Below are 26,319 nucleotides of genomic sequence, written 5' to 3' on the forward strand. Positions count from 1 at the left end.
CCATGCCACGCGTGCTGCGCTACCTGATCCCCACGCTGCTGTGGCTATGGACTTCCCTGGCCACCGCCGCCGTCTGCGACTGGCCAGCCTGGGAGCAGTACAAGCAGCATTACATCAGCGCGGAAGGACGGGTGATTGATACCTCCACACCCAACAAAATCACCACGTCCGAGGGACAAAGCTACGCTATGTTCTTTGCGCTGGTCGCCAACGATCGCGTGATGTTTGATCGGCTGTTGCAATGGACGGAAAACAACCTGTCCGCAGGTGATTTGAGCGCTCATCTGCCCGCCTGGCTGTGGGGAGAGAACAAGGATAAGCAGTGGACGGTGCTGGATCCGAACTCTGCTTCCGATGCCGACCTGTGGATTGCCTATAGCCTGCTTGAAGCTGGCCGACTGTGGAAAGAAGCACGCTATCAGACAGTCGGTGCCGCGCTGCTCGCACGTATCGCCAAGGAAGAGGTCGTTCATATTCCGGGGTTGGGCGTGATGTTGCTGCCCGGCAAAGTGGGCTTCGCCGAGAAAGAGAGCTGGCGCGTAAACCCAAGCTACCTTCCACCACAGTTGCTGGCTCGATTTGCTCCGCTGGGTGAGACGTGGAAAGCCATGCAGCGCACCACGCAGCGCCTGCTGTTGGAAACCGCGCCGAAAGGATTCTCGCCTGATTGGGTCATCTGGCAAAAAGATAAGGGCTGGCAGCCCGATACCACTAAACCCAACGTCGGCAGCTACGACGCCATCCGCGTCTATCTGTGGGCAGGGATGATGTCCGACAGCAGCAAAGGAAAAACCGATCTGGTCAAACAGTTTCAGCCGATGATTCAGCAGACCATCCAGCAAGGCCTGCCGCCTGAAAAAACGGACACCGCGACAGGTGCCGTCACCGGACAGGGGTCGGTAGGTTTTTCTGCCTCGCTGCTGCCGATGCTCTCCCGTCAACCGGACGCACTGGCTGCCCAGCGACAGCGGCTCGCCGACAATCCACCGGGGGACGATGCGTATTTCTCCGCCTCTCTGACGCTCTTTGGTCAGGGATGGGATCAGAAGCGCTATCGCTTCACTTCACAAGGCCAACTTTTACCGTCTCGGGGCAGCCAATGTACAACAACACCTTAAACTGGCTGCGCATCTTCCCGTTATTGCTGGTTGCTGCACCGCAGGCATACAGCGCGGAGACCGCGTCGCCAGAGCAATTTCTGATGGAACAGGTGCGTCTGGGAGAAGCCAGCAACAAAGACGACCTCGTGCGCCAGTCGCTTTACCGGCTGGAGCTGATCAACCCGGATAATCCCGACGTCATCGCCGCTAAACTGCGGCTGGCGCTGCGTCAAGGCGATCAGGCACAGGCACGCCAGCAGTTGGACAAGCTGAAGACCGTGGCTCCCGACTCTGCCGTTTACCGGCAGGCAGAGATGACGCTAGCGCTGACGCAGGAAGCCGCACGCCAGCAATTGCAGCAGGCGCGGTTGCTGTCTACCGCCGGTCGCTACGCGGAAGCCAAAGCGCAGTACGACACGCTCTTTCACGGCGAGCCGCCCACGCTCGATCTCGCCGTAGAGTATTGGCGACTGGTTTCTCGTTTACCGAATCAGGAACCCGTCGCGATTAAGCAGTTGGAAGCGCTGGATCAGGTTTACCCTGACAACGTTCCGTTGCGTATGGTGTTATCACGCCTGCTCTTCAGTCAGGATCGCAACGAGCAGGCCTATCCGTTGCTAAAACAGCTGTCTACCGATCCCGTCGGACGCAGCCAGGCGGCGTCGCTATGGCTGGAAATTATTGGCCGGATGCCGGTCACATCGCAGAGCGTGGCGGAGCTCAACCGCTTCCTGACGGTATTTGATGACGGTGAACAGGCGGAAACCGCGCGCAAAGAACTCAACCGCCAGCAGGGCATGTTGGCTGACCCCATGTATCAGGCCCGTCTCCGCAGTCTGGCGGTGGTGGAAAGCGGCGGGGGCAATCGCGCCACGCTTGGTGAGCTCAACCAAGCGCTGGCCGCCACACCCAACGACCCTGAGCTGATCGGCGCTGTGGGTCTGGTTTACCTGCGCGAAGGCGATCGGGTAAAAGCGCTGGCACAGTTCCAGAAGGCACTACAGGCGGATGTTAATCGCCTGAACAGCGGCAAATGGGAAGGGCTGATTCAAAGTACGCAATATTGGACCACCATTGCGGAAGGCGACAACGCGCTGAAAGCCAATAACCTGCCGCTGGCACGCCAGAAGTATCAACAGGCCCGCCAGATGGATAACACCAATCCCTATGCGCTGATTGGTCTGGGCGATGTCGCCGTTGCCAGCCAAAACGATGCCGTCGCCCTACCGCTCTATCAGCAGGCTTTGCACCTTGAACCCGGCAACGACAACGCCCTGCGTGGTCTGGTCGGGATTTATCAACGGCAGTCGCCGGAGAAAGCGCTCGCTTACCTCAACGGCCTGCCGCGCAGCCAGCAGAATGCGATGCGGGAAACACTTGCCGCCCTGCAACTCGATATCCTGAAACAACAGGCGGATCGACTTGCAGAACAGCAACAGTGGGCGCAGGCGGAGGAAAAATATCGTCAGGCGAACCAGCAGGATCCAAACGATATTTGGCTGGCCTATCACTATGCCCAGACGCTGCGCCAGTTGGGACAAACGCAGCAGGCGGACAGCGTGGTACAACGCGCGACCGCCGTGCCACCCACCAGCGCGGAGAAGAACTACGTTTACTCACTTTACCTGTCGTCCACCAATCGCGATGAGCAAGCGCTCGCTCACCTGAACACGCTGCCCGCAGCCCAGTGGAGCGCCGACATGCGTGATTTGTCCCAGCGTCTGACGATTCAGACCACGCTGGCAAAAGCGGAAGCGATGCGCGATGCGGGTAACGAACCCGCCGCCATCGCTTTCCTGCGTCAACAACCGACCGATACCCGTATCGACCTGTTACTGGCGGACTGGGCGCTGGCACGGGGTGAATACGCGACGGCGCTGGCGGAGTATCAGCATATCCGCACGCGGGATGCGCAGAACCCCGACGCACAATTAGGTGAGATCGACGCGTTTATCGCGCAAGGTCGGCAAGATGAGGCGCGCCAGCGTCTGAACCAGCTCCCAGCGCAAGCGGCAGACACCCTCAACGCGAAGCGGCGCGTCGCCAACGCCTGGCAAGCGGTAGGAAATCCGCAAAAATCGACGGCACTTTTCCGCCAGCTAAAAATCGATGCGCAGAAAGAGCCCGTTGGTCAGACCAAGGCTCTAGTCTATCGCGATGCGGCACGCGTTGAACAACAACAGTCTCAACCTGAGCAGGCACAGCAGGACTATAAACAGGCGATGGTCGCCAGCGGCATCACACCGACGCTGCCGCAAAGCGATGATGACTACACTCGGCTGACGCGTAATAAAAGCAGTGATGACTGGCTGCAACGCGGCATCCGCGCCGATGCGGCGGATCTGTATCGCCAGCAGGATATTACCGTCACCCTTGACCACGATTACTGGAGTTCGAGCGGCACCGGAGGGATTTCCGATCTAAGCGCCCACGACACCATGTTGCAGATAGACATGCCGCTGTACGACGGCCGCGCCTTTTTCCGCACCGACACCATGCAGATGAACGCCGGTTCCTTCTCAACGGACAGCAACGGTGCCTACCGGGAAACCTTCGGTACCTGCGCCACACAGGACTGCTTCAGCGGTAAATCGCAGAAAACGACCGGCACCAGCGTCGCCGCAGGCTGGAAAAACGATCGCTGGTCAGCGGATATCGGCACCACGCCGCTCGGCTTCGACGTGGTCGATATCGTCGGGGGCGCAAGCTACAGCGGTGACTGGCGGCAAATCGGCTGGACTGCGACGGCCTCGCGCCGCCCCATCTCCAGCTCGTTGCTGGCGTTCGGCGGCACCAAAGACCCTGGCACTGGCGTTACCTGGGGTGGCGTGCGCGCCACGGGCGTCAGCCTCGGGCTGAGCTACGATCGGGGTGAAGCGCACGGCGTCTGGAGTGATTTCAGCGTCCACCAGATCACTGGTAAAAACGTGGCCGATAATGATCGCGCCCGCGCCATGGCGGGTTATTACTACAAGCTGATTAACGAAGATAACCGACGCGTCACGGTCGGCCTGAACAGCATGTGGTGGCGCTATCAGAAGGATCTCAGCGGTTACTCGCTCGGTCAAGGCGGTTACTACAGCCCGCAGCAATACTTCTCGCTGGGCGTGCCGGTGAACTACCGGCAGCGGACGGAAAACTGGTCGTGGGAACTCGGCGGATCGCTGTCGTGGTCACATTCTTCTACCAAAGATCAGCGTCGCTACCCGCTGACTGGCCTGCTGGGTAACGCCACACTCACAGACAGAGACACCATCGAACAGGGCAGCAGCAGTTCCGGCTTCGGCTATACGGCGCGCGCCGTCGTCGAACGCCGCCTCAGCTCACACTGGACGCTGGGGGTCGGTATCGACATTCAGCAAGCGAAGGACTACACCCCAAGCCACGGCCTCATCTACCTGCGCTACTCTGCCTCCGGCTGGCAAGGCGACCTCGACAGCCCACCACAACCGCTTACGCCGTACGCAGACTTTAAATAACTGATAGTTATCCAGCCCCCATGACTGTGGGGACTGGATAAACAATCTATTTTTTCTTGCCAGAGCAGCAGATAATCCCCACCACAATCAGCAACAGAGAAATAATGTGATGCATATGCAGTTTTTCTCCTAGCAACGCAATGCTCAGCAAACCACCGGAAAGCGGTATGATATGGGTATAAATTTCACTGCGCGTCGTACCAATGAGTGACACGCCTTTATTCCAGAAAACGTAAGCCAGCCAGGAGGGAAACACCACAAGATAAGCAACGCCGAGTAACGGATAGGCGGATGGTGTTGTGGTAAAGAAGAAATGATCGCCGGATGAGAAGGTATAGCAGAGATATATCGGCACCATAATGACCGTACCAATCAAAGAACTAAATCCGACAAAAGCGGTATTCGTCACTCGTTTATCTTTTAACCTTAACAAAGCACAATAAAATGCCCAACTTAACGCTGAGGCAATAGTCAGGACATCGCCGATGCCAAATGCAGACAGTTGATTCCCCCGTTCAGCATTTGAAAAAGCGAGATAAATCACCCCGACAGTACTAACGGCAACACCGAGAACATTCCTAAGCGATATCTTTTCTTTGAAAAAGACCGCATTGATAATGAGCACCAGGCAAGGTGTGCTGGATATATAGATCGCCGCATTTAATGAACTGGTATATTGCAAACCAATATACAACGTTAAAGGAAAGCAAACCTGTCCAAGAAACGCATATACCGTATTGATTCGGATATTTCCATAAAGAATAGACCACTCTTTTTTTATGACTTTCCAGTAGAGTGAAAACATCAGGAGCGTTGTTAATCCCCAACGAATAATACTCAATGCGTAAGGATTGATGTATTGTACAAGGATGTGCCCTGCAACATAATTCCCTCCCCAGAAGACAGCAGCTAATGTCAGAAAAAGATAAGCCATGTTAGTACCTCGCATCAACGATGACACTATTTTATTTCTAGAAAATATTGACTGTATCTAAAATAACGGGGAGTAAGTAAAAATTTAAACGTACTTACTCCCATATTGTACCTTTATATTCAAGCTACATATATACCCGTCATACTTCAAGCTGCTTGTGCGTTGGCCGCCCTTACTCACCCCAGTCACTTACTTGTGTAAGCTCCTGGGGATTCGCTCGGTTGCCGCCTTCACGCAACTCGAATTATTTAGGGTATACGTTATTAAAGACGTAAAAGTCTCTTCAAGTCACTCGAGTTATTTAGGATTTTTATTATTTCGCTATCTTCTTCATTTCTTTCATCAAATTGTCGTAGTACCTTTCTGCTGTCTGTAGCCGTAGTAAGCTACCAAGGTAAAATTCATTTTTTGATTCAGGATGAGCATCGGTAATAACGTTAATCACATTGTACAACCAGTCATCACCATGCTTGATATCAATAGTAATGTGCTCTGAATAGTAGTGTACGTCTTTATCAAGCAGCCCCAATCGCATGCAGCCTTTCACCAGCTTAGTGTACTGTGGCGGATCCAGAACTTCTGTCATCGCCATAACACCGAGTAACTTATAATAATGACTACGGTTTATCGCCCCAAGCATAAAGGCATTGTGGCCAGCCAGTGCATCTACGCCGTAAAGATCGATGTAGTGATTATCAGGTAACGAGATATCCCTTCTTTCTAATACATTTTTATACAAATTAACATGTGTAAAATAGTTATCACCGTGCCCGATTTCATCCCAAAGATTCTCACTTATTGTTCCTCTGGTTTCAGGTTGTGAGCCAATTAATGTGTAAGCAACCAAATCAAAGAAAATAAGATTTAATGCGCTATCGCTTTTGAAGAATAAATAGAGCTGCTCTGACGTTGCCTCATTTTCCAGAAAATCGAATAACTCATGATGTGAGGCCCGATGTTCTTGCCAAACGGTTATGAGAAATTTGGCGAAATTCTCTTCATCCGGCGGCTCTTTCTGTGGCTTAATGTTTTTGAATTCATCTCCAAGCCATTTCTCTTCAATTTTCTTTCTTAATAGACAGAGCGTTTCATCATGCTGAACCTTAGCAGGATTAGATAACGGGTTGGATAAATTTGTCTGATATATCATAAACAGCGCATTTTGCACGACGCGTTGTGCTTCTACTGACGATTTTTCATAAGCCTCAAATAATAAATCGTCAATACTCGCTGCCAGTTTCTTTGAGGGTATTTTATTGAGGTCGTTGATATAGGAGAGAAGACTGGCTGTAAATCCATACTTGTCATCAGTAAACGATGACTTAACTTCGTTTATATTAAACACACAATAGTCCTTACAAAAAAAATGGGTTTTCAGTATAGGACTAACGAAAATGTTTTAAAACATTTTTATCACGGCCGCTAATAATGGATAATGTCCTTGATTAATAGCCGCAATAATTAATAGTTGAGACAATTAATAAATTTCTTCCTCAAAGGGAAATGCATTAATAGCGCACCTGTACGACAACCCACCGCAGCCGCTTACGCCGTACGCAGATTTTAAATAGCGGCATCAGGAAAGATTGAGGGCTTCACCTTTACGCCACTGGCGCGGGCTAATACCAAACCAGCGGCGGAATGCGCGGGAAAAGGCGCTCACCTCGGAATAGCCGAGCAACAACGCCATTTCCGAAATCGGTAGTTGCTTCTGTTGAAGATAGTGCGTCGCCATTTCACAGCGCAGTTTGTCTACCAGCAGAGAGAAGCTGAGTCCTTCCTCCCGCAGACGACGCTGGAGCGACCAACTGGACAACCCCACCTTCTCCGCCACCTCTTCCAGCGTCGGCTCTTTCTGCATCAATAACAGATGCACCTGCGTACGCACCTGATCGACAATGCTTTGCTGTGGTGACGCTTCATTCAGGCGGCGAATGGCATCCTGCATTACCAGCAGCAGCGTCATATCGCGATCCGGCATGGTACGAATCAGCTGATGTTTGGGGATCAGCAGGGAATTGTAGGGTTGATCGAAGTAAACCGGCGCATCGAACACCTTGCAGTGCTCATGCCACATTTCCGGGCGTGGATGCTCAAAGTGCACTTCGCGCGGTGCCCAGTGTTTGCCCAAAACATGACGAATCAAGTTAAGAAACATGCCGAGCGTCAGTTCAGCATCCTGCCGACGATGCAGAATGGCGCCGTGCCGCACCTGATAATCCAGCCGCCAGCAGTCTCCTTTATCCACCATGCGCGTCAACGTATCGTGTTGATGGCAGGGAAATGCCTTCACCACATTGTGCAGCGCCTGCTCCAATGTATCTGAACATAAGCCGATATAGCCGATCAGGCCTAATGACTGCGGTTTAAACTGCTTGCCGTAGCGTAAACCGAAATTATCAACGCCTGAATTACGCGCGGCTTCCTCCATCACACGGCAATAGTTCACCAGCCCCAGACTGAGCGTCGGGCTGGCGAGCTGCTCGGGATCGACGCCGCTGATGCCGAAGATACGATCGGCATCACCGCCACTATCATGGATAAAGTCGCTGAGTCCGGTTGCCGCTGCCGCCAGCACGCCACAGTTGCGGGAGAACGCCGCATTCAGCGCCGAAGAGTACGTCACGTTTTCCATTGCCTTTCACCTCGCCGTATCACACGGCCCGCCAACGGGCCATGAAACGATCAGCAGACTTCATACCAGCAAGTTTCATACCAGAGCGTGAGGAAGCGAAATCAATGGGTTACAAATCTCTTGTGGGACGAGCAGGCATTACCATAGCGCAGGCTGCCCGCCCGTGGTGCATTCAGGCCACGCCAATCGGCAGATCGCTGGTTTCCAGATAGCGCCGACACAAGCGCACGCTGTGTTTTGCCCAGTCTGGCCCAAGACTCTGCGCCATCTCGGTTTCTGCGTGCGACCCTACCCACGCCGTAAGCTGGATGCGCCGCTGGATCAACAGCGTCGGCAACAGCGCCAATTCCTCATCGCTGACGTGCGCCACACGTTCATAACCACACAGCCAGTTTTCAACCCACTCCGACGCACGCGGATGGTGCTCGACAAAGCTGATCGCCGCGGCCAGATCGTGCAGATACCACCCCATACCGCAGTCATCAAAATCGATAACTCGCGTTTCGCCGCGATGCAGAAGCAGATTGGTCAGGCGCAGGTCGGCATGAATCAACCCGTAGCGGTGCGGCGCTTTGCCAAATGCCGCCATCTCTGCCCCCATACGCTCAATCGCGTCTTCCACAATGCCGTGCTCCGCCATCGACAAATTCGGCGCATCACGCCAGTTCCCCCAGTGGCTCTGCGCACTGACCATCGTATGATGATCCCAGACAATACGCCGGAAACCGTCAGGTTTTTGCCACTGGCGGCTATGCTGGTGCAACCGGCCGGTGATCTCGCCCAGTTGCTGGAACGCTCGCGGATCAATGCTGGTGGTCGGCATCTCGCCGTCAATCCAGTGAAACAGCACGGCATAGCGACAGGAACCGTCGGATAAACCCAGTGACTGCACCCGCTCCCCGTCCACATTACGAACCGCTTCCGGCACGGCAATGCCAGTCTCTCGCAGCGCATCCAGCCACAGCAGCTCGCTTTCAATCTCCGCTTTCTGGTGATAGTGGCTGCGATGTAACCGCAGTGCATAACGCTTACCTGCCGACGAAACAAGAAACGTCGCATTTTCCGAACGACACAGCAGCCGCACTTCCCCTTGCAGCGCCGCCGGATAGCAGGCAAGCGCCCGGTGCGCCAGCGCGGTAATTTCTGCATTACTTAAGGTGTCATATTGTTTAGCACTCATGGTTCCCACTCCGACGCGAGTCAACGAGCGTTCAGCATGGCGCGTGTCGTACAGAGAAACTTGACGCACCAGAACCCCGGTTTGACCCCAGAAGGCGCAGGCGCGATACCCACCGTAAAAGTTGACTTCAGCGCGCAGCATTCGATACGCCAGCGTCAAGTTTTCCACCAACAAGCGTGGGCATTATCGCTACACAAGCCAACAGGGGTTGCCGTACTGGCCCTGAATAACCATGAGCATACTGACGGGGATAATGTGATGACGAGCAAATTAAAGCCCACGCTGGGCACCCTGCATTTGTGGGGTATCGCGGTAGGACTGGTAATTTCTGGTGAATATTTTGGTTGGAGCTACGGCTGGGGTGTCGCTGGCACGTTGGGATTTTTAGTCACGACGCTGTTCATTGCCGCCATGTACACCTGCTTTATTTTTAGCTTTACCGAACTCACCACGGCGATCCCCCATGCTGGCGGCCCCTTTGCCTATAGCCGACTCGCGTTCGGCGATCTGGGCGGCCTGATTGCCGGTATGGCCACGCTGATTGAATTTGTTTTCGCACCGCCTGCCATTTCGATGGCGATTGGCGCCTACCTGAACGTGCAATATCCCGAGCTGAATCCCAAATTTGCGGCCGTTGGCGCATACCTTATCTTCATGAGCCTGAACATTCTCGGCGTGAAGCTGGCGGCGATGTTTGAGCTGGTGGTCACGCTGCTGGCGGTCATGGAATTGCTGGTCTTTATGGGCGTGGTGGCACCGGGCTTCAGCCTAAGTAATTTCGTGGCGCACGGTTGGGCGGGACAACATGAATTTTCACCCGCAGCCATTTCCGGTATGTTTGCGGCGATACCGTTCGCCATCTGGTTTTTCCTCGCTATCGAAGGCGCGGCAATGGCCGCTGAGGAGGCAAAAAACCCGAAACGCACGATTCCGCGCGCCTACGTCAGCGGCATCCTGACGCTCGTGGTTTTGGCCATTGGTGTGATGCTAATGGCTGGCGGCGTAGGCGACTGGCGTCAGCTCTCCGACCTCAACGATCCCTTGCCACAGGCAATGAAGATCATCGTCGGGGAAAACTCCAACTGGATGCACATGCTGGTGTGGATTGGCCTGTTCGGTCTCATCGCCAGCTTCCACGGCATTATTCTGGGCTACTCCCGTCAGTTTTTCGCACTGGCGCGCGCAGGTTATCTTCCGCCGGGACTTGCCAAACTGTCCCGCTTCCATACACCACACCGTGCGATTCTGGCTGGCGGCGCGATCGGGATTGCCGCCATCTTCTGCGATGGTATTAATCTCCAGGGCATGAACCTGACCGCAGCGATGATTACCATGGCGGTTTTTGGTGCCATCGTCATGTACATCATGAGCATGTTAAGTCTGTTTCGCCTGCGCCGCAGCGCCCCCAATATGGCACGCAGCTATCGCGCGCCCGGTTACCCCATCGTCCCCGCATTCGCACTCGTCTGCGCCATCATCTGCCTGATCGCGATGCTCTGGTTCAATCCGGTGATCGGTGGACTGTTCTGTACTTTTATGTTGCTCGGTTACCTCTATTTCCTGACCACCAAAGCACGACGGGAACATCTGCTTGAACCGCTTGTCGCCGATGCCAACTAACATTGCAACGCACATTGGAGAGATTATGGCTACACGTTCAACCATCATGGATACCAACAGTTTCCGCGCCGAACATGCCGACGCGCTGAGCGCGGATATCCGTACGCTGACCGACAAACGCAGCCGGGTACTGGGCGAATCCTATCGACTGTTTTATCGCAAACCGGTTCATCTGGTGCGCGGCGAAGGACAATATCTCTGGGACGCTGATGGCAAAAAGTACCTCGACGTCTATAACAACGTCGCCAGCATCGGCCATTGCCACCCGGCAGTCATCGATGCCGTTCATCAACAAATGACGCAGTTGAACACCCATACCCGCTATCTGCATGAACGTATTCTGGACTATTCGGAGCAGCTCCTCGCCACCGCACCCGCGGCCATCAACCGTGCCATGTATATGTGCACGGGTTCGGAAGCCAACGATCTGGCGATCCGCGTCGCACGCGCCTGGAGCGGCGGCACTGGGGTTATCGTGACGCGTGAGGCCTACCATGGCACCAGCGATCTGACCTCCGGCGCCTCACCCGCATTAGGCAGCGGCCAACCGCTGGCGGCGACCACCCGACTGGTGCCACCACCGGATGCCTATCGCGTCAATACGCCCGATCTGGGCGTATGGTTTGCCAATGAAATCCAGAAACAGATCGATGATATGGCAGCGCACGGCATCAAATTTGCCGCGTTCCTTGCGGACTCCATCTTCTCTTCCGATGGCGTACACCCCAATCCGCGCGGCTTTTTGCGTCCTGTGGTTGATGTGGTGCACCGTAATGGCGGTATTTTCATCGCGGATGAAGTTCAGCCCGGCTTCGCGCGCACCGGCGATGCTTTCTGGGGTTTCGCACGGCATGATGTCGTGCCGGATATCATCACCACCGGAAAACCGATGGGCAACGGCATCCCGGTTTCCGGGCTGCTGGCAAAAAGCGACGTGATCGCCGCTTTCAGCGACCAGATCCCCTACTTCAACACGTTCGGCGGAAATCCAGTGGCCATGGCTGCGGCGCAGGCCGTGCTGAAAGTGATCCACGATGAGCAACTTCAGGAACACAGCCGCGTAGTGGGCGCGCAGTTACTGGCAGAACTGACCACCCTGCAAGACAAATACGCTTGTGTAGGCAACGTGCGCGGCACGGGGTTATTTATCGGGTTTGAACTGGTGAGCGACAGAGAGAACAAAACACCGGATAAAACGCTGGCGCTGAATCTGACGGAAGCGCTACGCGATCGCGGTGTGCTGACATCGGTCGCTGGCCCTTATGGCAACGTACTTAAACTGCGTCCACCATTGGCGTTCCAAACTCAGGACATTGACTGGCTGGTCGGCGCGCTGGATGACTGCCTAGGCGCGCTAACCCACGTCTGATTTCGCTTTTTCCCCTCCATTGGGTTTCCATCACAGCGGAAACCCAATGATAAATATCAACATTACGTTATCCCGCGATATAGTTACCTGCCTATTTATATAAAAATGATAATGACTATCATTTTTATTCTCATAAATTAAATTTCTCAATGCATTCTGTCGAATTTCTATCGGGCATCGAGTTTACCTAGCCACGGAATAAGGCATTTGTGTATATAAGCGCAAAATGTAAATCAACGTAAGGATCGCGTTCATTTTGTGTAAAACCCTTTCTTTTATAAGCCTTATTCTTTTGAGCCTCAGCAGCTCAGCCTTTGCCGCCACCGCCATCAGCCCAACGGATCGAGATGCGCTGGAACTCCAGCAAAAAGCATTACTGGAACAGGCCAAACAGCAGCGCTTATCGTTGGAAAACAGCACCACCTTAACAATACCGACAGTCACCGCCTTAACGGCAAAGGATACCGTCTGCTTCCCCATCCAACGCATTGTCTTTCACGATGCAGACGCCCTCTCGACGAAAGATCGAGCCACTATTCAGCAACGCTACCAAAATCGCTGCCTTGATTTAGCCACCATCCATAACATCGTAAAGGAAACCACCAACGCCTACCTGACTCGCGGCTTTGTCACCAGTCAGGCCTATTTACAGGAGCAAAACCTCTCCGGCGGCACGCTCATCATCAGCGTCAGCGAGGGAAAGATAGAAGCCATTCGCATGGAAGGGGAAACGCCGCTTGCAATCAAGATGGCCTTCCCCGGGCTGGAAGGACGCATTCTCAATCTGCGCGATATCGAACAAGGGATGGAACAACTTAATCGCCTGCCTTCGCGGCAGGTTGCGATTGATATTCAGCCGGGAAAACAAGCCGGAAGTTCGATTGTTTATCTAAAACGCACCACGCAATCCCGCCCTGTGACCTTGTCTCTCAGCACAGACAACAGCGGACAAAAAAGCACGGGCCGCGAACAGCTTTCCACTCATCTCACGCTCGATAACCCGCTGCGACTCGCTGACCGCTGGTGGCTCACCGCCAGCCGTGATAGCGCATTCAACCATCGCTACGGCAGCAAAGCCTTATCGGGCGGGATGTCCTTGCCTTATGGCTACTGGACGCTCGGCTATCAATACGCCTGGAACGACTTTTTCCAGCCGATCCCGATTGGCAGCAGCGCGTATCGCTATGAAGGCCAAAGCAATACCCACCGCCTAAACCTCAACAGAACGCTCTACCGGGATGGGAAGCAAAAGCTGGCGCTGGATAGCGCGCTTTCTCGTCGACGCACCGAGAACCGCATGGCAGGCGAACGCCTTGAAGTCAGCAGCCCTACGGTCAGCAGCGCCAGTATTGGACTCAGTTACAGCACCACGCTGGCAGGTGGATATTTTACGCTCAACCCGATGCTAAGCCACGGCTTGAGGAGTTGGGGTGCGACGGATGACACAAAGGAAAACAGCGGCCTGCCACGCAGCGAGTTCCGTAAATTTAGCGTCAGCAGTAGCTATTTTTACCCGCTTTCCCCCTCGCTGACCTTCCTGACTTCCCTTTACGGCCAAACCACACCGGACAACCTGTATACCAGCGAACGCGTCTCGCTCGGCGGCGAGTATTCCGTGCGGGGCTTTAAGGAACAAACGCTGACCGGCAATCGGGGTTTCTACTGGCGTAACGAAGTGAACTGGCAAGTCGCCACGCTACCGCTTCTGGGTGATATCGCGCTCACAACAGCATTGGATAGCGGATGGATCGCCGGGAAAACCGGCAAAGTCGATGGCGGCAATATGACCGGTGCTTCCGTTGGTCTGTCCGCGTCTTCACGTTGGGTAAGCCAATCCGTGTCGCTCGGCATACCGCTGCATTTCCCGGACGATCTCCATCCCGATAACGCCGTCGTTTACTGGAACGTCTCCCTCCCCGTTACAGCACTTTTTGATTAAGTCATTGATTCACAGCAAAAGGAAAACAAGGAAAGTCACATGGAAAAATTCAATAACCGCGCCACACGCGGGCTTAGCTACCTGCTGATCTATCTGACCGCAATTCAGCCCTTACACCCTGCATTCGCAGCGCTCACGCCAGACGGCCCACGTACGCAGGTCAACAACGCGGGTGCCGTCCCGGTCATCAATATCGCGACGCCAAACGCAGCAGGCGTTTCTCACAACACCTATAAAGATTTCAGCGTCGGAACACCTGGTGTCGTGCTAAATAACAGTATTGCCGCAGGTCAATCGCAGTTGGCCGGACAGTTAAACGCTAACGCCAACCTCAATGGCAAAGCGGCCGATTTGATTATCAACGAGGTAACGGGCTCCACCCGCTCAGATCTGCAAGGAAAGATCGAAGTCTTCGGGAGTAAAGCCAACGTATTGATTGCCAACCCGAATGGCATTACCTGTGATGGATGTGGGTTCATCAACACACCTTCAGCCACGCTGACGACGGGTAAACCGGTGCTGGATCAGCAAGGCGCCCTGGAAGCGTTGGAAGTGAAAAAAGGCAGCATCACCATTGGTGGAAAAGGCCTGGACGGGTCAACAACAGATTATGTCGATATCCTCAGCCGGGCAACTGAACTGAACGGCAAAATCAACGCAAAAAACCTGACGCTGACTCAAGGCAGCAATCGGGTCGATTTCAAAACCGGCACGATCGCTCCTATCGCCGGAGAAGGTGCCAAACCACTACTGGCAGTCGACACCAAAGCGCTCGGCGGTATTTATGCAGAACGCATCCGGCTCGTGGCCACCGAGGATGGCGTTGGCGCGAACGTCGCTAACCTGACCAGCTCTCAGCAAGGCATTACGCTAGATAGCAAAGGTAAAATCCAGCTCGGTAATGTGCACGCGAAAACCGACCTTAATCTGAATGCACAGCAGGTCGATATCGCCGCAGGCAATACGGTGAAAAGTGACCGAGATATCACGCTTACGAGTACCGTATTAAATAACCAAGGGAATATCATCGCGGGCGAAGATATGCGCCTGTTCAACGATAGCCTGACCAACACACAGGCCACCATTCAGGCCAACAACAGCCTGTGGATTCAGAAAGACGCGACGGGAAACAAAGGCGTTAAGGTCGAAAACCGCTCGGGGACAATTAAAACCAATACCGGGGATTTGGTGATTCGGACAGGTTCACTTAAAAACGTCAGAGATAAGATCGTTGTAAAAGAAAAGAAAGATTTAACTTACGCCAACCTTAATATTGAGAAGGAATTACCGCTTCGTGCACTTTCTGATGCGACAACGTATATCCCATCTATTGCTAAAAAAGAGATTGAGGGGGAATTTACCACCTTAACACCTGAAGCTGAAATTCAGGGAGAAAGAAATCTCTATATTAATGCGACTCAACTAGAAAATAACGCCAGTAGTTTAAAATCTTTTGGTAATATATTTCTGACTGGGCAAACATTTTTAAATATTTCCCCCTTGTTCAAGCAAACGGAACATACAACGAACTTTCGTTCGGAAACCGCACAGGAGCAGGCTGTCAGACGCTCCAATACGTCACAATCCGCCAGTACAACCTTCCTTGATGATGGCATGCCACTAATTCTTGCTTACTATAAAGTCAAAGATAAAGAGAGTGCCTTTAAGAGTGAACAACTGTTATCAGCAAAGGTACAGGCAACTGGGAATGTTGTTGCAGATTTTAAACAGGTTATTGACATATTCAGAAATAAAGAACCAACATCTCAAGCGCCATCAATATTTACATCATTGGAAAAAATAAACATTAAAGGGAGAAATGTATTATTACAAGCTGGCTCGATGAATATTAATGGTACAATAGAATCTGATAGCGACACAAACTTGATATCACAAAGTTTGACAAATATTAAAAACTCTCACGTTCTATCAAAAAAAAATGATATAAACATTAGCTCAGGGATATCTATATTATCGAGGACTTCATCATTAATAGCAAAAAACATAAGTATCACCAGTCGTGAAAGTGATATCGTATACGAAACTGATTCATCAACTCTATTTAGTGATTCCGGAAATCGCCAATATGCCTCACTCCAAGCTGAAGAGTCCCTTTCTCTAAATGCAGGAGGAAACATAAAGCTATCAGGAATTAACTTTAGCAATAACCAAAACACAGATTTTATTGCAGGAAAAGATATTAGCATCACTAATTCCATTTATGATCTCGTTACCCACCAACGAGGAATAGAAACAACACAAGCCAATAATCAAAGAATATTTGATAATGCATTTTTAAAGCTAAACAGCCTATTCTCAAACAGTAACATCCTTGCTAAGGCAAAAGGTAATCTTACTTTATCAGGTGTATCTCTTACTGCCGGAAAAGGTATTGATGTAGTTGCCAATGGAATGGTAACCATTGACGCTAAAACCGTAGGTAACATCTACAACGAATTTTTGCCGTCTACACGTACACCGTCATTATCAAGCCGACTTAATACAGGTGGGGATTTACTGATAAACGCAGGAAATACAATTAATATTAAATCAGCAAATTTATCTGCCAACAACATTACTCTCCTCGCAGGTAACACGGTTTCATTACTTTCAACGGCATATTCTGCGATTGCCGAACCAGATGAAGATAATAGAGATGACCGCCATGTTACTACTCAGATTAATGCACGAAGAAATCTTACTCTTGCCACAAACGGCGATCTTATTGCATCCGGCAGTTCATTAACATCAACAGGGGATATGACCTTAAGCAGCAATGGTAAAATGGAATTCAATGCACTACAGAATCATTCAGTGCGAGAAGGTGATAAAGAGTTTAATGAATCGACAACACAACAAAATGTCGTGTTAAACAGCGGTGGTGTGCTGACGCTTTTATCCAACAGCAGCATCTTATTCCAAGCAACGAGTTTGGTTGCAAAAGGTGCAATGGATGTGGCCGCTAAAGGTGGATTCCTGTACGCACAAGCCATGGAGGAAACCAATCACTATGAAAAAGAATCCAACAGTCGCACCTGGTATGGCAAAAAGAAAAAGGGTAAGCAGACTTACCATAATGTGAGCCAAAAGGTAACTGAGTTTACTGCCGGAAGCGATATCAACCTATTAAGTCGTGATGACAGTATCTATGAAGCCAGCATAATTGAAGCTGGCAAAAACGCTAAACTCACCAGCACTCAAGGCAAGGTCATCTTTAAGGCGGTAAAAAACACCACGTTTGAGCAGACTATCACCACATCGAAAGGCTTCTTCATTAAAAATTCCGATAGGGGATACACCAAGGACACCTGGCTATTGCCATCTATCCATGCAGGTGGTCAGTTTACCGTTGACGCCGCAACAGGGGTTTCCGCTGCCGTAAAAACACGCAATGCTCAGTCACTGCAAAATGCATTACTGATTCTCAGCAATACTCCAGGGGCGACGTGGCTGAAAGGGTTAAATACCCGTAAAGATGTGCAATGGAACGCAGTACAGGATGCCTATAGTAGTTGGAACCATACGACTCAGAGTTTAAACCCAGTGGTCGGTGCCGTGATTGCCATTGCCGTTGCGGCAGTTACCGCAGGAACGGGACTGGCAGCAGCGGCAGGTCAGTTGGCTGCTGGTGCTGTGGGAACAGGGGCCAGCGCGACAACAGTCGCTGTCGTAAGCGGCACAGCCTATTCAGGCATGACAGCACTGACCTCGCAAGCGGCAGTCGCACTGGTTGATAACAAAGGCAACCTGTCTAAAACGCTTCAGACCATGAGCAGCAGCAATTCTGTTAAATCTCTGGTTACCTCAATGGTAGTAGGTGGAGCTTTAGCAGGTTTCGATGAAGTCATGCAGTTTAGTCAGGCAACTAACGGCACAACCGTTATCGATCCCGCCAAGGCCAAGCTACCCATGCTCAGCAACGGTGACTGGAGCAAGGTCGCACAACGCGTCGCCGGACAATCGGTTATCAGTTCCAGCCTCGGCACCGCGATTAACGGCGGTAGCTTTAAGGATAATTTCACCACAGCACTCCTGAGTAATATCGGCAGTCAGATCAATGCGGAAGGGGCGAAATTTATTGGGGATAACGGCACCATTCTTGGCGTACCGGGCAAGACGCTCAGTCATGCCGTTGTCGCAGGCGTAGCAGCTGAAATCAGCGGTGGTAACGTCAAAGGCGCTGCGGCTGGTGCGCTGGCAGCAGAGCTGGCTGGCATAATCATTAACGATAACCTCGTAAAATCAGAAGGATGGCAAGAAAAACAGGCTCAAATCAGCCGTTTTGCAGGCGCAGTTATGGGTGCCGTTGCCACAGGCAAAGCCAGTGGCGTAAATAGCGGCGCCAGCGCCGCTGAAATCGTTGAACGCTTTAATCGGCAATTACACCTTGATGAAATGCAGGCCATTAAAGAACTTGCCAAAGGTGATAATGAAAAGGAATTGCGCCTGTTGGCAGCATCCTGCCGCAAAGTTAACTGTGTGGCACAGGAATCATTAGATTCTGCCGAACGCCAGCAATATGAAATGTTAATGGCAATGTACCCCACAACGCGCGAAGAAGATGGAATACTCGCCAATTATTGGGTGCAAAAAGATCGGCAACGTACAAGCAATTATCCGCTTTATGTTGGCTATGACATGGAACAGTTGTTTACCTATACCACAGGCGACAGCATTTCTGATGGTCAGATGTTTGCCAGAAACCAATGGATTGAAAATTTTAGCCAGATGACAGGCTGGTCTAAGGACACAGTAGAAACCTTAGGCTTTGGTATTTCGATAGCGAGTACATTCGCGGGCATGGGCAAGGCAGGCGTAGGTAATCAGTACCTGTCAAAAAGCCTCGTGACACCAACCGCAGGCTGGAAAAGTTATCTGGTTAATGAGAAGACCATACAACAAGCGGCTGGTTTTAGGCAGCAGATTATAGATTTGAGAGCACCATTATCTCGCAATCCTAGAACTAGTGGAAATGTAGCTATCGCAGAAATTAATATACCAGGGATGCCGAAAACCTTAGCGGGGCATAGCCGTATAGACAAAGCTGAGCAAGGTTTTGTCGGCTCAGGAAAACAGAATTTCACCTATCAGGTGATAGAGAACAGTGAGGGCACAAAAATATCTAGAAATACTGATTCAGAATACAAAATACTAGATAATTTAGCCGATAGATTAGGAAGCAATATCTCAGCAAAAGGCAGTGTAACCATATTCACAGAACGGGCAGCCTGTGAAAGTTGTTTAGGTGTTATTGAACAGTTTCAGAAAAAGTATCCTAATATAGAAATACATGTATTGGATAACAATGATGTTATATTGAAACCAAGGGGAAGAAAGTGAACGAGGAACGTATTAGCTATAATGAGATTAGAGAAAGTTTTTTAGAGTGCTATTACATATATTGCAGACACAAAATTCACTCTTACAATATGACTGGCAATGTATGGGTTGAAAATGAATCGGAAGGTGGCTATGCCTATGATCAAGCAGAGGGAGCTTATGATTTCCCCACTGAAAATTTGATGCTTGAGGTCTTATCTTTAATTATGATTGCAGGAAGAGGGCCAGAAAGAGCAGAAAAATACCATAGAGAGATGATAGAAAAAATTCTCGCTGAACATCCTCTGGAACAGGTGTTAGAGGAGATCACCGAGGAGGAAAGATCAGATCTTCTCTATGATATGTCTTTATTAGGATTAATTGATAAAAAATCAGAATAGATCAGACAGAGCGGCCCTTGTGGGTCGCTACTAGCAAAAATTAATAGGCCTCATCTTGAGGCTAAATAAACTTTAGGTTTTGGTATTTCGATAGCGAGTACATTCGCGGGCATAGGCAAGGCAAGCGTCGGTAATCAGTACCTGTCAAAAAACCTCGTGACGCCAACCGTAGGCTGGAAAAGTTATCTGATTAATGAGAAGACCATACAACAAACGGCAGATTTTAGGCAGCAGGTGCTGGACGCAAGAGCACCATTTTCACGTGACATAAGAACCTCAGGTAATGTGGCCATGGCACAAATTGATATACCCGACATGCCAAAATCCATGGCGGCACACAGTCAGATTGACATTGGGGAAAAAAGTTTTTGTAGGAAAAGGTAGTCAGAGCAACTTTACTCATATGATTTTGCCAAATAAGGCGGGAGATAAAATATCAAGAAACTCTGATTCAGAATACAAGATATTGGACAATCTAGCTGACAAATTAGGAAAAAACACAGATGCTAAAGGGACAGTGACAATCTTCACAGAGCTAGCTGCGTGCGAAAGCTGCCTAGGCGTAGTGGATCAGTTTCAGAAAAAATATCCGAATATCAAAATAGAAGTCCTCGATAACAATGATGTAATGCTTATCCCTCGGAGAAAAAATTAATGGAAGACCGCATAACGTATTATGAATTAAAAGCTGAATTTTTAGACTGTTTTTACAGCTGCTGTAGAAGCAAATTAGATACATACAAAAAAACCGGAGAAAAATGGGGATATAATGGCGAAGAAATAGCTTATGCTTACTATCAATATGAAAATGCATTCGAACGGCCTATAGAAAACCTCATGCTTAATGTACTCACACTAATACTTAAAGCAGGTAGAGGACTGAAAGATGTAGAGTCTAACCTACGAAAATTCATTACTGATATACTTACGGAAAACTCTCTGGAAGAACTGATTAAAGATATTGGCGAAGATGAGAAGAAAGACTTACTTTATGACATGCAACTACTAGGATTGATTGAGAAAAAACCTAAATAATTCAGGCAGAGCGGCCCTTGTGGGCCGCTACTAGCAAAAATTAATAGGCCTCATCTTGAGGCTAAATAAACCTTAGGTTTTGGTATTTCGATAGCGAGTACATTCGCGGGCATCGGGAAGGCAGGCGTCGGTTCAGTACCTGTCAAAAAGCCTCATGACGCCAACCGCAGGCTGGAAAAGTTATCTGGTTAATGAAAAAACCATACAGCAAGCGGCAGGTTTTAGGCAGCAGATTATAGATTTGAGAGCACCATTATCCAGAGATTACAGAACAAAGGGTAATGTGGCAGTTGCCGAAATCAATATCCCAGGTATGCCAAAAACGCTGGCCGGACATAGCCGTATAGAAAAAGCGGAAAATGGTTTTGTAGGAGATGGTAAGCAGAATTTTCAATTTAAAGAGTTACCTAATAAGCAAGGAGTCGGTGTTGATAGAAACATCGACTCAGAATACAAAATATTAGATAATCTAGATGACAAGTTGGGAAATAATACTCTCGCAAAAGGTAGTGTAACAATATTTACAGAGCGGGCAGCTTGTGAGAGTTGTTTGGGTGTTGTTGACCAATTCCAGAAAATGTATCCAAATATAAAATTAGAATTGCTAGACAATAATGATGTCGTACTGAAACCAGGAAAAATAAAATGAGTGAAGAAAGATTAAATTATAATGAAATACGCAGAAGCTTCTTGGAGGACTACTATTTATGTTGTCGTCATAAGCTACATACTTTTAATCAATTAGGTGAATTGTGGGAGTATGGAGCCTCAGAAATAGGATATGCCTACTACCAGTCTGAAGATGCTTATGATTTCCCCACTGAAAATTTGATGCTTGAGGTCTTATCTTTAATTATGATTGCAGGAAGAGGGCCAGAAAGAGCAGAAAAATACCATAGAGAGATGATAGAAAAAATTCTCGCTGAACATCCTCTGGAACAGGTCTTAGAAGAGATCACCGAGGAGGAAAGATCAGCTCTTCTCTATGATATGTCTTTATTAGGGTTAATTGATAAAAAATCAGAATAGATCAGACAGAGCGGCCCTTGTGGGCCGCCATCTTAGCCCCCCTAAAAACCGAGATTAATAAAACTAATACAATAAGATAAAATACGTTAGTCCCAAGGATATTAAAATGATCGACGACGAGCGCATGACATATAAAGAATTAAGAGATATGTTTTTGGGTTGCTTTTATGATTGTTGTAGAAACAAACTACAACTATATATAAAAACGGGTGAGAAGAATGACTATGATGGTGAAGAAATTGGATATGCTTCCTATCAGTTTGAGAACACTCCCTTTATACCTATTGAAAGCCTGATGTTAAATGTCTTTAAGCTTATTTTAATCTCGGGCAGGGAACCTGAAGATGTACAAGATAGTATCCGGAAATCAATAACCACTATTTTAGCGGAAAAACCTCTGGAAGAACTGATTAAAGATATCGGAGAAGATGAGAAGAAAGACTTACTTTATGACATGCAACTACTAGGATTGATTGAAAAAAAACCTAAATAACTCAGGCAGAGCGGCCCTTGTGGGACGCTACTCAAAAGATGAATAAATTATCTTCAGCACGACTTTTATAGGTGAAATCTATACAATAGCAATGACAGCGATATCGTTGGCGAAGTAGTTGGAAGCATCGGAGATTTATTATAATGAACCCTATCCACTCAAGATTAAACACTATAGCCCACGACTTTCAAACATGTCTAGAATGCCATGCATTACTAGCAATCTATCCTGGTGAAATGCACCCCGATAACATTAGTGAATTACTAAATATCGAGCCGACAGAAAAATTTGTAGCTGGAGATGAAATAACAAATTCTATTGGACGCACACGAAAGGTAAATATATCATCATGGTTTCTTTCCTCTGAAAACAATGTTGAGTCGAAAGATTTAAGGGCACATATTGATTGGGTCATCGATAAGCTCAATGGCTCTCATTCCGGATTACGCGAGTTGCAAAGCACTTCTGGCGTAAAAATGTCACTAAGGTGTGTATGGTGGTCTGCATATGGTGACGGCGGCCCCGTTCTTTGGCCAGAGCAAATGAAGGCATTAGCTGATTTAGATCTAGAGTGTGCCCTTAATATTTACTTTATCCCTGATGAATAAGTAAATAATATTACTGACAAGATGCCTGGATTTACAGCCAAGCATTAATATAATAAATACCACGGATAAAAATGAAAAAAAACGAAATATACATTGATATATTACAAGTGACATTACCTCATTTGCGTATGATTGCATCATCCAGTTTTCTTCACAGGCTTAGAGATCGTTCTGCCGTGTATGAGACACAGTTGATTCATGGATTCTATTCTTTGTTGTCTCATGAAGAATTTAAAGATGATGACATACGTTTCTTAAATCACCACTGTCGATATTACTATGAGAATTGTAACTCAAAAATTAGTATGCTTTATAACGATCACTTAAAGAGTTTTTCGGAACTTTTCTCAATTGTTCCAGAAAATTTCAAGGACAAGCTTGAATGGAAAGGACCCGAGATAATTTAAAATAAAGCAGACAAAGCGGCCCTTTCCGGGCCACTATGCCGGAAAGTCCCGATACGTTAAGGTGGGAATACTTTATAACAAAGATGCAATACTAAGTTCGTTTTTGACGGAGATAATTATGAGCACACAGGCATATGATGAAATAAAAAGCAATTTCGCCCATGCATGTTACGCCTATTGTAGAAATATGGTGAGTCATTCTATAGAAGGAAATATTGAAATGGATATGAATTTTCCTGAACAGGGTTTTGCTTATGAGGCTCTGGAAGGTTCTTTTTCCGAACCAATCGAAGACCTCATGCTTGAAATCATCACGATTATATTTATGGGCGGAAGGTGCATGCCAAAAACAGAACATTACCATAAAGAAAAAGTGTTAGATATTTTATCTAAAAATAATCTTAAAGAAATGACAAAATGTTTATCCGAAAATGATAAAAAAGAACTCCTTTATGATATGAAGATACTTGGACTAGTTGAAAAAACCTGAAACTAGCTAAGCAATAAATCACCCTATAAAAATTCCCTTAAGCTAAGAATATGACTGACATCATATTAAATAAATATAATCTATCAGGCAGGAAGGAAATAGTTCTCTTTGATCGACTAGGAATGGAAAACCTATACACAGGAGTCGAGATTGCAAGAAACATATATTTACTCGATGAACAGGAAGAGACAGTTTGGCAAGTAAGCAGCGATTTTGATAATGAAGTAAACCCATTTACAAACATGACATTGCATCGTGACGGTAGCATTACAGCATATCGATGGGATGGTGGAAATTATACAATTAACACCGAGGCTGGGTTCGCCATACCATCGATGCTCATGAAGTAGTCTTATTACTCGTCGGAACCACAGTTTTTTGTCGTGGCTCCGACGATGGTAGACCAACTCAGTAAAAAACTCAGGAGCCTACCGAAACAGGCTCCTTAAGCTCATTTACATCAATACCCTATCGCGGCCCCGGCTGGGCGGCGGATGTCGTTTGCGCCGTACAGGTAGCCTTCACGTACTTTGCCGGAGACTGCCGAGTCGTTGCCCGAATCCGCAGGCGTCACGCCCGCCGCGCCCGGTAAACCGACTAAAATCAGCTCCGCTGCGCCCCAAGGCGTTTGTTCCACCATCTTGTAGCCGCGCTGCTTCAGCAGGTTCAGCGTATCGGCAGACAACCCGCGCTGTTCGTAATACACCTCGTCCGGCAGCCACTGATGATGGATGCGCGGCGCGTCTACCGCTTCCTGCGGCGCCATGCCGTGATCGATGATATTCAGCGCCGTTTGCAGCGTGATAGTGATAATGCGCGAACCGCCGGGTGAGCCAAGCACCATGAAGACCTTACCGTCTTTCGTCACCAGCGACGGGCTCATGGACGAAAGTGGGCGCTTACCGGGGGCGATCGAATTACGCTCCCCTTGCACCAAACCGTACAGGTTTTTCTCGCCCACTTTCACCGTGAAGTCATCCATTTCGTTATTGAGGAAGAAGCCCGTACCCGGCGCGATCACCACCGAGCCAAAACGCCCGTTGACGGTATACGTGGTGGACACCGCGTTGCCCTGATTATCCACGATGGAATAGTGCGTGGTTTCCGGTCGCTCGTGCGGGCCAATCCCCGGCTGCACGTTTTTGGACGGCGTCGCGTTCTCCGGCTCGATTTGTTTGCGAATTTCAGCAGCGTAATCCTTACTCAACAGTCGCTCGACGGGATTGCTCACAAACGCCGGATCGCCGAGATACGTGTTGCGGTCCATGTACGCGTGGCGCATCGCTTCCGTCAGCACATGAACGGTGGCCGCCGAGTTAAAGCCTGTCGATTTAATGTCGTAGCCTTCGACAATATTGAGAATTTCACACATTGTGACGCCACCGGAACTGGGCGGCGGCGAAGAGACAAATTGATAACCGCGATAATTACAGGTCACCGGCGCCGTTTCGGTAATGCGGTAATTGGCAAAATCAGCCGCCGTCAGAATGCCGCCGCCCTGCTTTGCCGCGTTCTCCACCGCCTGCGGTATCGTACCTTTGTAGAAGGCATCCGGCCCTTTAGCGGCAATCGCCGCCAGCGTATTCGCCAGATCGGTTTGCACCAGCTTATCACCGGGCTGCAACGCGCTGCCGTCAGGACGCAGGAAAATGCGTGCCGCTTCAGGATCGGCTTTGAAGCGTTTTACGGTCGTGTCCAAAATATCGGTGTCTGCTCGCGTCAGCTCAAAGCCTTCACGTGCCAGTTTAATCGCCGGCGCCATCACCTGTTCGCGCGTCAATTTGCCGTATTTTTGTAGTGCGGTATCCAGCCCCAGCACCGTTCCCGGTACGCCAGCGGCCAGATAGCCGTACAGGCTCGCATCTTTTTTCACGCTCCCATCCGCGTTCAGGTACATGTTGGCGCTGGCCGCCGCAGGTGCCGTTTCACGGAAGTTGATAAAGGTGTCTTTCCCATCGGCCAGATGCAGCGTCATAAACCCGCCACCGCCGATGTTGCCACAGCAGGGATTGACCACTGCCTGCGCATAGCCCACAGCCACCGCGGCATCAATCGCGTTGCCGCCCATCTTCATGATATCGACGCCAATCTGCGAAGCCAGATACTGCGAGCTGACCACCATACCGTTTTTCGCTTCCACCGCGGGGGCCGACGCCGCCTGCACGGTTCCACTCACCAGCAGCGCCGTCACACTCAGTGACAACAACCATTTTCCCGCTGCCGCCCTGCCCAATGCTGTGTTTCTTATTCTCATGAAGACCCCTTTATCCCTTTGATTTCA

The 26,319-nt window shown here is 49.6% G+C and carries 19 protein-coding genes; 14 read left to right on the plus strand and 5 right to left on the minus strand.

Annotated elements, in window-relative coordinates:
• Window positions 1-2 precede the first annotated feature (2 nt).
• Together bcsZ and bcsC are read left to right on the plus strand one after the other, a co-directional pair.
• Complete coding sequence (bcsZ, locus tag R9X49_RS17720; RefSeq protein ID WP_319849671.1) at window positions 3-1,118, plus strand: cellulose synthase complex periplasmic endoglucanase BcsZ; 1,116 nt, start codon at window positions 3-5, stop codon at window positions 1,116-1,118.
• A complete protein-coding gene (bcsC, locus tag R9X49_RS17725; protein WP_319849672.1) occupies window positions 1,100-4,579 on the plus strand; it encodes a cellulose synthase complex outer membrane protein BcsC in 3,480 nt (1,159 codons plus the stop codon). Before bcsZ ends, bcsC begins: the two co-directional genes overlap by 19 nt.
• 46 nt (window positions 4,580-4,625) lie before the next feature.
• Here the strand turns inward: bcsC and R9X49_RS17730 are convergent, their stop codons facing one another.
• From R9X49_RS17730 to R9X49_RS17745, 4 genes are all read right to left on the minus strand, one after another.
• The gene (locus R9X49_RS17730) at window positions 4,626-5,513 is read right to left on the minus strand and encodes a DMT family transporter (protein WP_319849673.1); all 888 of its coding nucleotides are present in this window, start codon (window positions 5,511-5,513) and stop codon (window positions 4,626-4,628) included.
• Window positions 5,514-5,826: 313 nt separating this feature from the next.
• Window positions 5,827-6,858 (minus strand): iron-containing redox enzyme family protein, encoded by a 1,032-nt coding sequence (locus R9X49_RS17735; RefSeq protein WP_012772814.1) that lies wholly within the window; start codon window positions 6,856-6,858, stop codon window positions 5,827-5,829.
• Window positions 6,859-7,089: 231 nt separating this feature from the next.
• Window positions 7,090-8,148 (minus strand): AraC family transcriptional regulator, encoded by a 1,059-nt coding sequence (locus tag R9X49_RS17740; RefSeq protein ID WP_319849674.1) that lies wholly within the window; start codon window positions 8,146-8,148, stop codon window positions 7,090-7,092.
• A 172-nt stretch (window positions 8,149-8,320) separates the two neighbouring features.
• Entirely contained in the window at window positions 8,321-9,328 is a 1,008-nt protein-coding gene (locus tag R9X49_RS17745; protein ID WP_319849675.1) for a phosphotransferase enzyme family protein, read from the minus strand.
• A gap of 258 nt (window positions 9,329-9,586) precedes the next feature.
• On the opposite strand from R9X49_RS17745, the gene eat reads away from it, so the two are divergent.
• The 12 genes from eat (at window position 9,587) to R9X49_RS17805 (ending at window position 24,038) form a co-directional block, all read left to right on the plus strand.
• Window positions 9,587-10,948, plus strand: a complete 1,362-nt coding sequence (eat, locus tag R9X49_RS17750) for an ethanolamine permease (protein ID WP_319849787.1) — start codon at window positions 9,587-9,589, stop codon at window positions 10,946-10,948.
• A gap of 25 nt (window positions 10,949-10,973) precedes the next feature.
• On the plus strand, window positions 10,974-12,317 hold the full coding sequence (locus tag R9X49_RS17755; RefSeq protein WP_319849676.1) for an aspartate aminotransferase family protein: 1,344 nt from the start codon (window positions 10,974-10,976) through the stop codon (window positions 12,315-12,317).
• Window positions 12,318-12,573: 256 nt separating this feature from the next.
• A complete protein-coding gene (locus R9X49_RS17760) occupies window positions 12,574-14,256 on the plus strand; it encodes a ShlB/FhaC/HecB family hemolysin secretion/activation protein (protein WP_319849677.1) in 1,683 nt (560 codons plus the stop codon).
• A gap of 39 nt (window positions 14,257-14,295) precedes the next feature.
• Window positions 14,296-19,596, plus strand: coding sequence for a DUF637 domain-containing protein (locus R9X49_RS17765; protein WP_319849678.1), 5,301 nt, complete (start codon window positions 14,296-14,298; stop codon window positions 19,594-19,596).
• Window positions 19,593-19,976 carry an Imm2 family immunity protein gene (gene imm2 / locus R9X49_RS17770; protein WP_319849679.1) on the plus strand — a complete coding sequence of 128 codons (384 nt, stop codon included), beginning with the start codon at window positions 19,593-19,595 and terminating at the stop codon, window positions 19,974-19,976. The genes R9X49_RS17765 and imm2 (R9X49_RS17770) overlap by 4 nt, the downstream gene beginning before the upstream one ends.
• A gap of 403 nt (window positions 19,977-20,379) precedes the next feature.
• A complete protein-coding gene (locus R9X49_RS17775) occupies window positions 20,380-20,631 on the plus strand; it encodes a deaminase domain-containing protein (RefSeq protein WP_319849789.1) in 252 nt (83 codons plus the stop codon).
• On the plus strand, window positions 20,631-21,011 hold the full coding sequence (locus R9X49_RS17780) for a hypothetical protein (protein WP_319849681.1): 381 nt from the start codon (window positions 20,631-20,633) through the stop codon (window positions 21,009-21,011). The genes R9X49_RS17775 and R9X49_RS17780 overlap by 1 nt, the downstream gene beginning before the upstream one ends.
• A gap of 154 nt (window positions 21,012-21,165) precedes the next feature.
• Entirely contained in the window at window positions 21,166-21,660 is a 495-nt protein-coding gene (locus R9X49_RS17785) for a deaminase domain-containing protein (RefSeq protein ID WP_319849682.1), read from the plus strand.
• Window positions 21,657-22,040 carry an Imm2 family immunity protein gene (gene imm2, locus R9X49_RS17790; RefSeq protein ID WP_319849683.1) on the plus strand — a complete coding sequence of 128 codons (384 nt, stop codon included), beginning with the start codon at window positions 21,657-21,659 and terminating at the stop codon, window positions 22,038-22,040. Before R9X49_RS17785 ends, imm2 (R9X49_RS17790) begins: the two co-directional genes overlap by 4 nt.
• Before the next feature lie 106 nt (window positions 22,041-22,146).
• The gene (locus tag R9X49_RS17795; protein ID WP_319849684.1) at window positions 22,147-22,533 is read left to right on the plus strand and encodes a hypothetical protein; all 387 of its coding nucleotides are present in this window, start codon (window positions 22,147-22,149) and stop codon (window positions 22,531-22,533) included.
• Between the two features lie 143 nt (window positions 22,534-22,676).
• Window positions 22,677-23,141: a DUF4279 domain-containing protein gene (locus R9X49_RS17800; RefSeq protein ID WP_319849685.1), complete on the plus strand. Its 465-nt coding sequence runs from the start codon at window positions 22,677-22,679 to the stop codon at window positions 23,139-23,141.
• 525 nt (window positions 23,142-23,666) lie between these two features.
• Window positions 23,667-24,038 carry a hypothetical protein gene (locus R9X49_RS17805; protein WP_319849686.1) on the plus strand — a complete coding sequence of 124 codons (372 nt, stop codon included), beginning with the start codon at window positions 23,667-23,669 and terminating at the stop codon, window positions 24,036-24,038.
• A gap of 460 nt (window positions 24,039-24,498) precedes the next feature.
• Here the strand turns inward: R9X49_RS17805 and ggt are convergent, their stop codons facing one another.
• The gene (ggt, locus tag R9X49_RS17810) at window positions 24,499-26,292 is read right to left on the minus strand and encodes a gamma-glutamyltransferase (protein ID WP_319849687.1); all 1,794 of its coding nucleotides are present in this window, start codon (window positions 26,290-26,292) and stop codon (window positions 24,499-24,501) included.
• Between the last annotated feature and the right edge of the window lie 27 nt (window positions 26,293-26,319).

The sequence above is a fragment of the Pectobacterium carotovorum genome, from assembly GCF_033898505.1.
Classification (GTDB): domain Bacteria; phylum Pseudomonadota; class Gammaproteobacteria; order Enterobacterales; family Enterobacteriaceae; genus Pectobacterium; species Pectobacterium carotovorum_J.

What these genes read in the sequence shown, in the direction of transcription:
- R9X49_RS17775 (WP_319849789.1), top strand. Translation starts at nt 20,380, where the DNA reads ATGATTTTGCCAAATAAGGCGGGAGATAAAATATCAAGAAACTCTGAT.
- R9X49_RS17755 (WP_319849676.1), top strand. Translation starts at nt 10,974, where the DNA reads ATGGCTACACGTTCAACCATCATGGATACCAACAGTTTCCGCGCCGAA.
- ggt (WP_319849687.1), bottom strand. Translation starts at nt 26,292, where the DNA reads ATGAGAATAAGAAACACAGCATTGGGCAGGGCGGCAGCGGGAAAATGG.
- R9X49_RS17745 (WP_319849675.1), bottom strand. Translation starts at nt 9,328, where the DNA reads ATGAGTGCTAAACAATATGACACCTTAAGTAATGCAGAAATTACCGCG.
- eat (WP_319849787.1), top strand. Translation starts at nt 9,587, where the DNA reads ATGACGAGCAAATTAAAGCCCACGCTGGGCACCCTGCATTTGTGGGGT.
- R9X49_RS17805 (WP_319849686.1), top strand. Translation starts at nt 23,667, where the DNA reads ATGAGCACACAGGCATATGATGAAATAAAAAGCAATTTCGCCCATGCA.
- R9X49_RS17740 (WP_319849674.1), bottom strand. Translation starts at nt 8,148, where the DNA reads ATGGAAAACGTGACGTACTCTTCGGCGCTGAATGCGGCGTTCTCCCGC.
- bcsC (WP_319849672.1), top strand. Translation starts at nt 1,100, where the DNA reads ATGTACAACAACACCTTAAACTGGCTGCGCATCTTCCCGTTATTGCTG.
- imm2 (WP_319849683.1), top strand. Translation starts at nt 21,657, where the DNA reads ATGAGTGAAGAAAGATTAAATTATAATGAAATACGCAGAAGCTTCTTG.
- R9X49_RS17795 (WP_319849684.1), top strand. Translation starts at nt 22,147, where the DNA reads ATGATCGACGACGAGCGCATGACATATAAAGAATTAAGAGATATGTTT.
- R9X49_RS17800 (WP_319849685.1), top strand. Translation starts at nt 22,677, where the DNA reads ATGAACCCTATCCACTCAAGATTAAACACTATAGCCCACGACTTTCAA.
- R9X49_RS17780 (WP_319849681.1), top strand. Translation starts at nt 20,631, where the DNA reads ATGGAAGACCGCATAACGTATTATGAATTAAAAGCTGAATTTTTAGAC.
- R9X49_RS17785 (WP_319849682.1), top strand. Translation starts at nt 21,166, where the DNA reads ATGACGCCAACCGCAGGCTGGAAAAGTTATCTGGTTAATGAAAAAACC.
- bcsZ (WP_319849671.1), top strand. Translation starts at nt 3, where the DNA reads ATGCCACGCGTGCTGCGCTACCTGATCCCCACGCTGCTGTGGCTATGG.
- R9X49_RS17765 (WP_319849678.1), top strand. Translation starts at nt 14,296, where the DNA reads ATGGAAAAATTCAATAACCGCGCCACACGCGGGCTTAGCTACCTGCTG.
- R9X49_RS17730 (WP_319849673.1), bottom strand. Translation starts at nt 5,513, where the DNA reads ATGGCTTATCTTTTTCTGACATTAGCTGCTGTCTTCTGGGGAGGGAAT.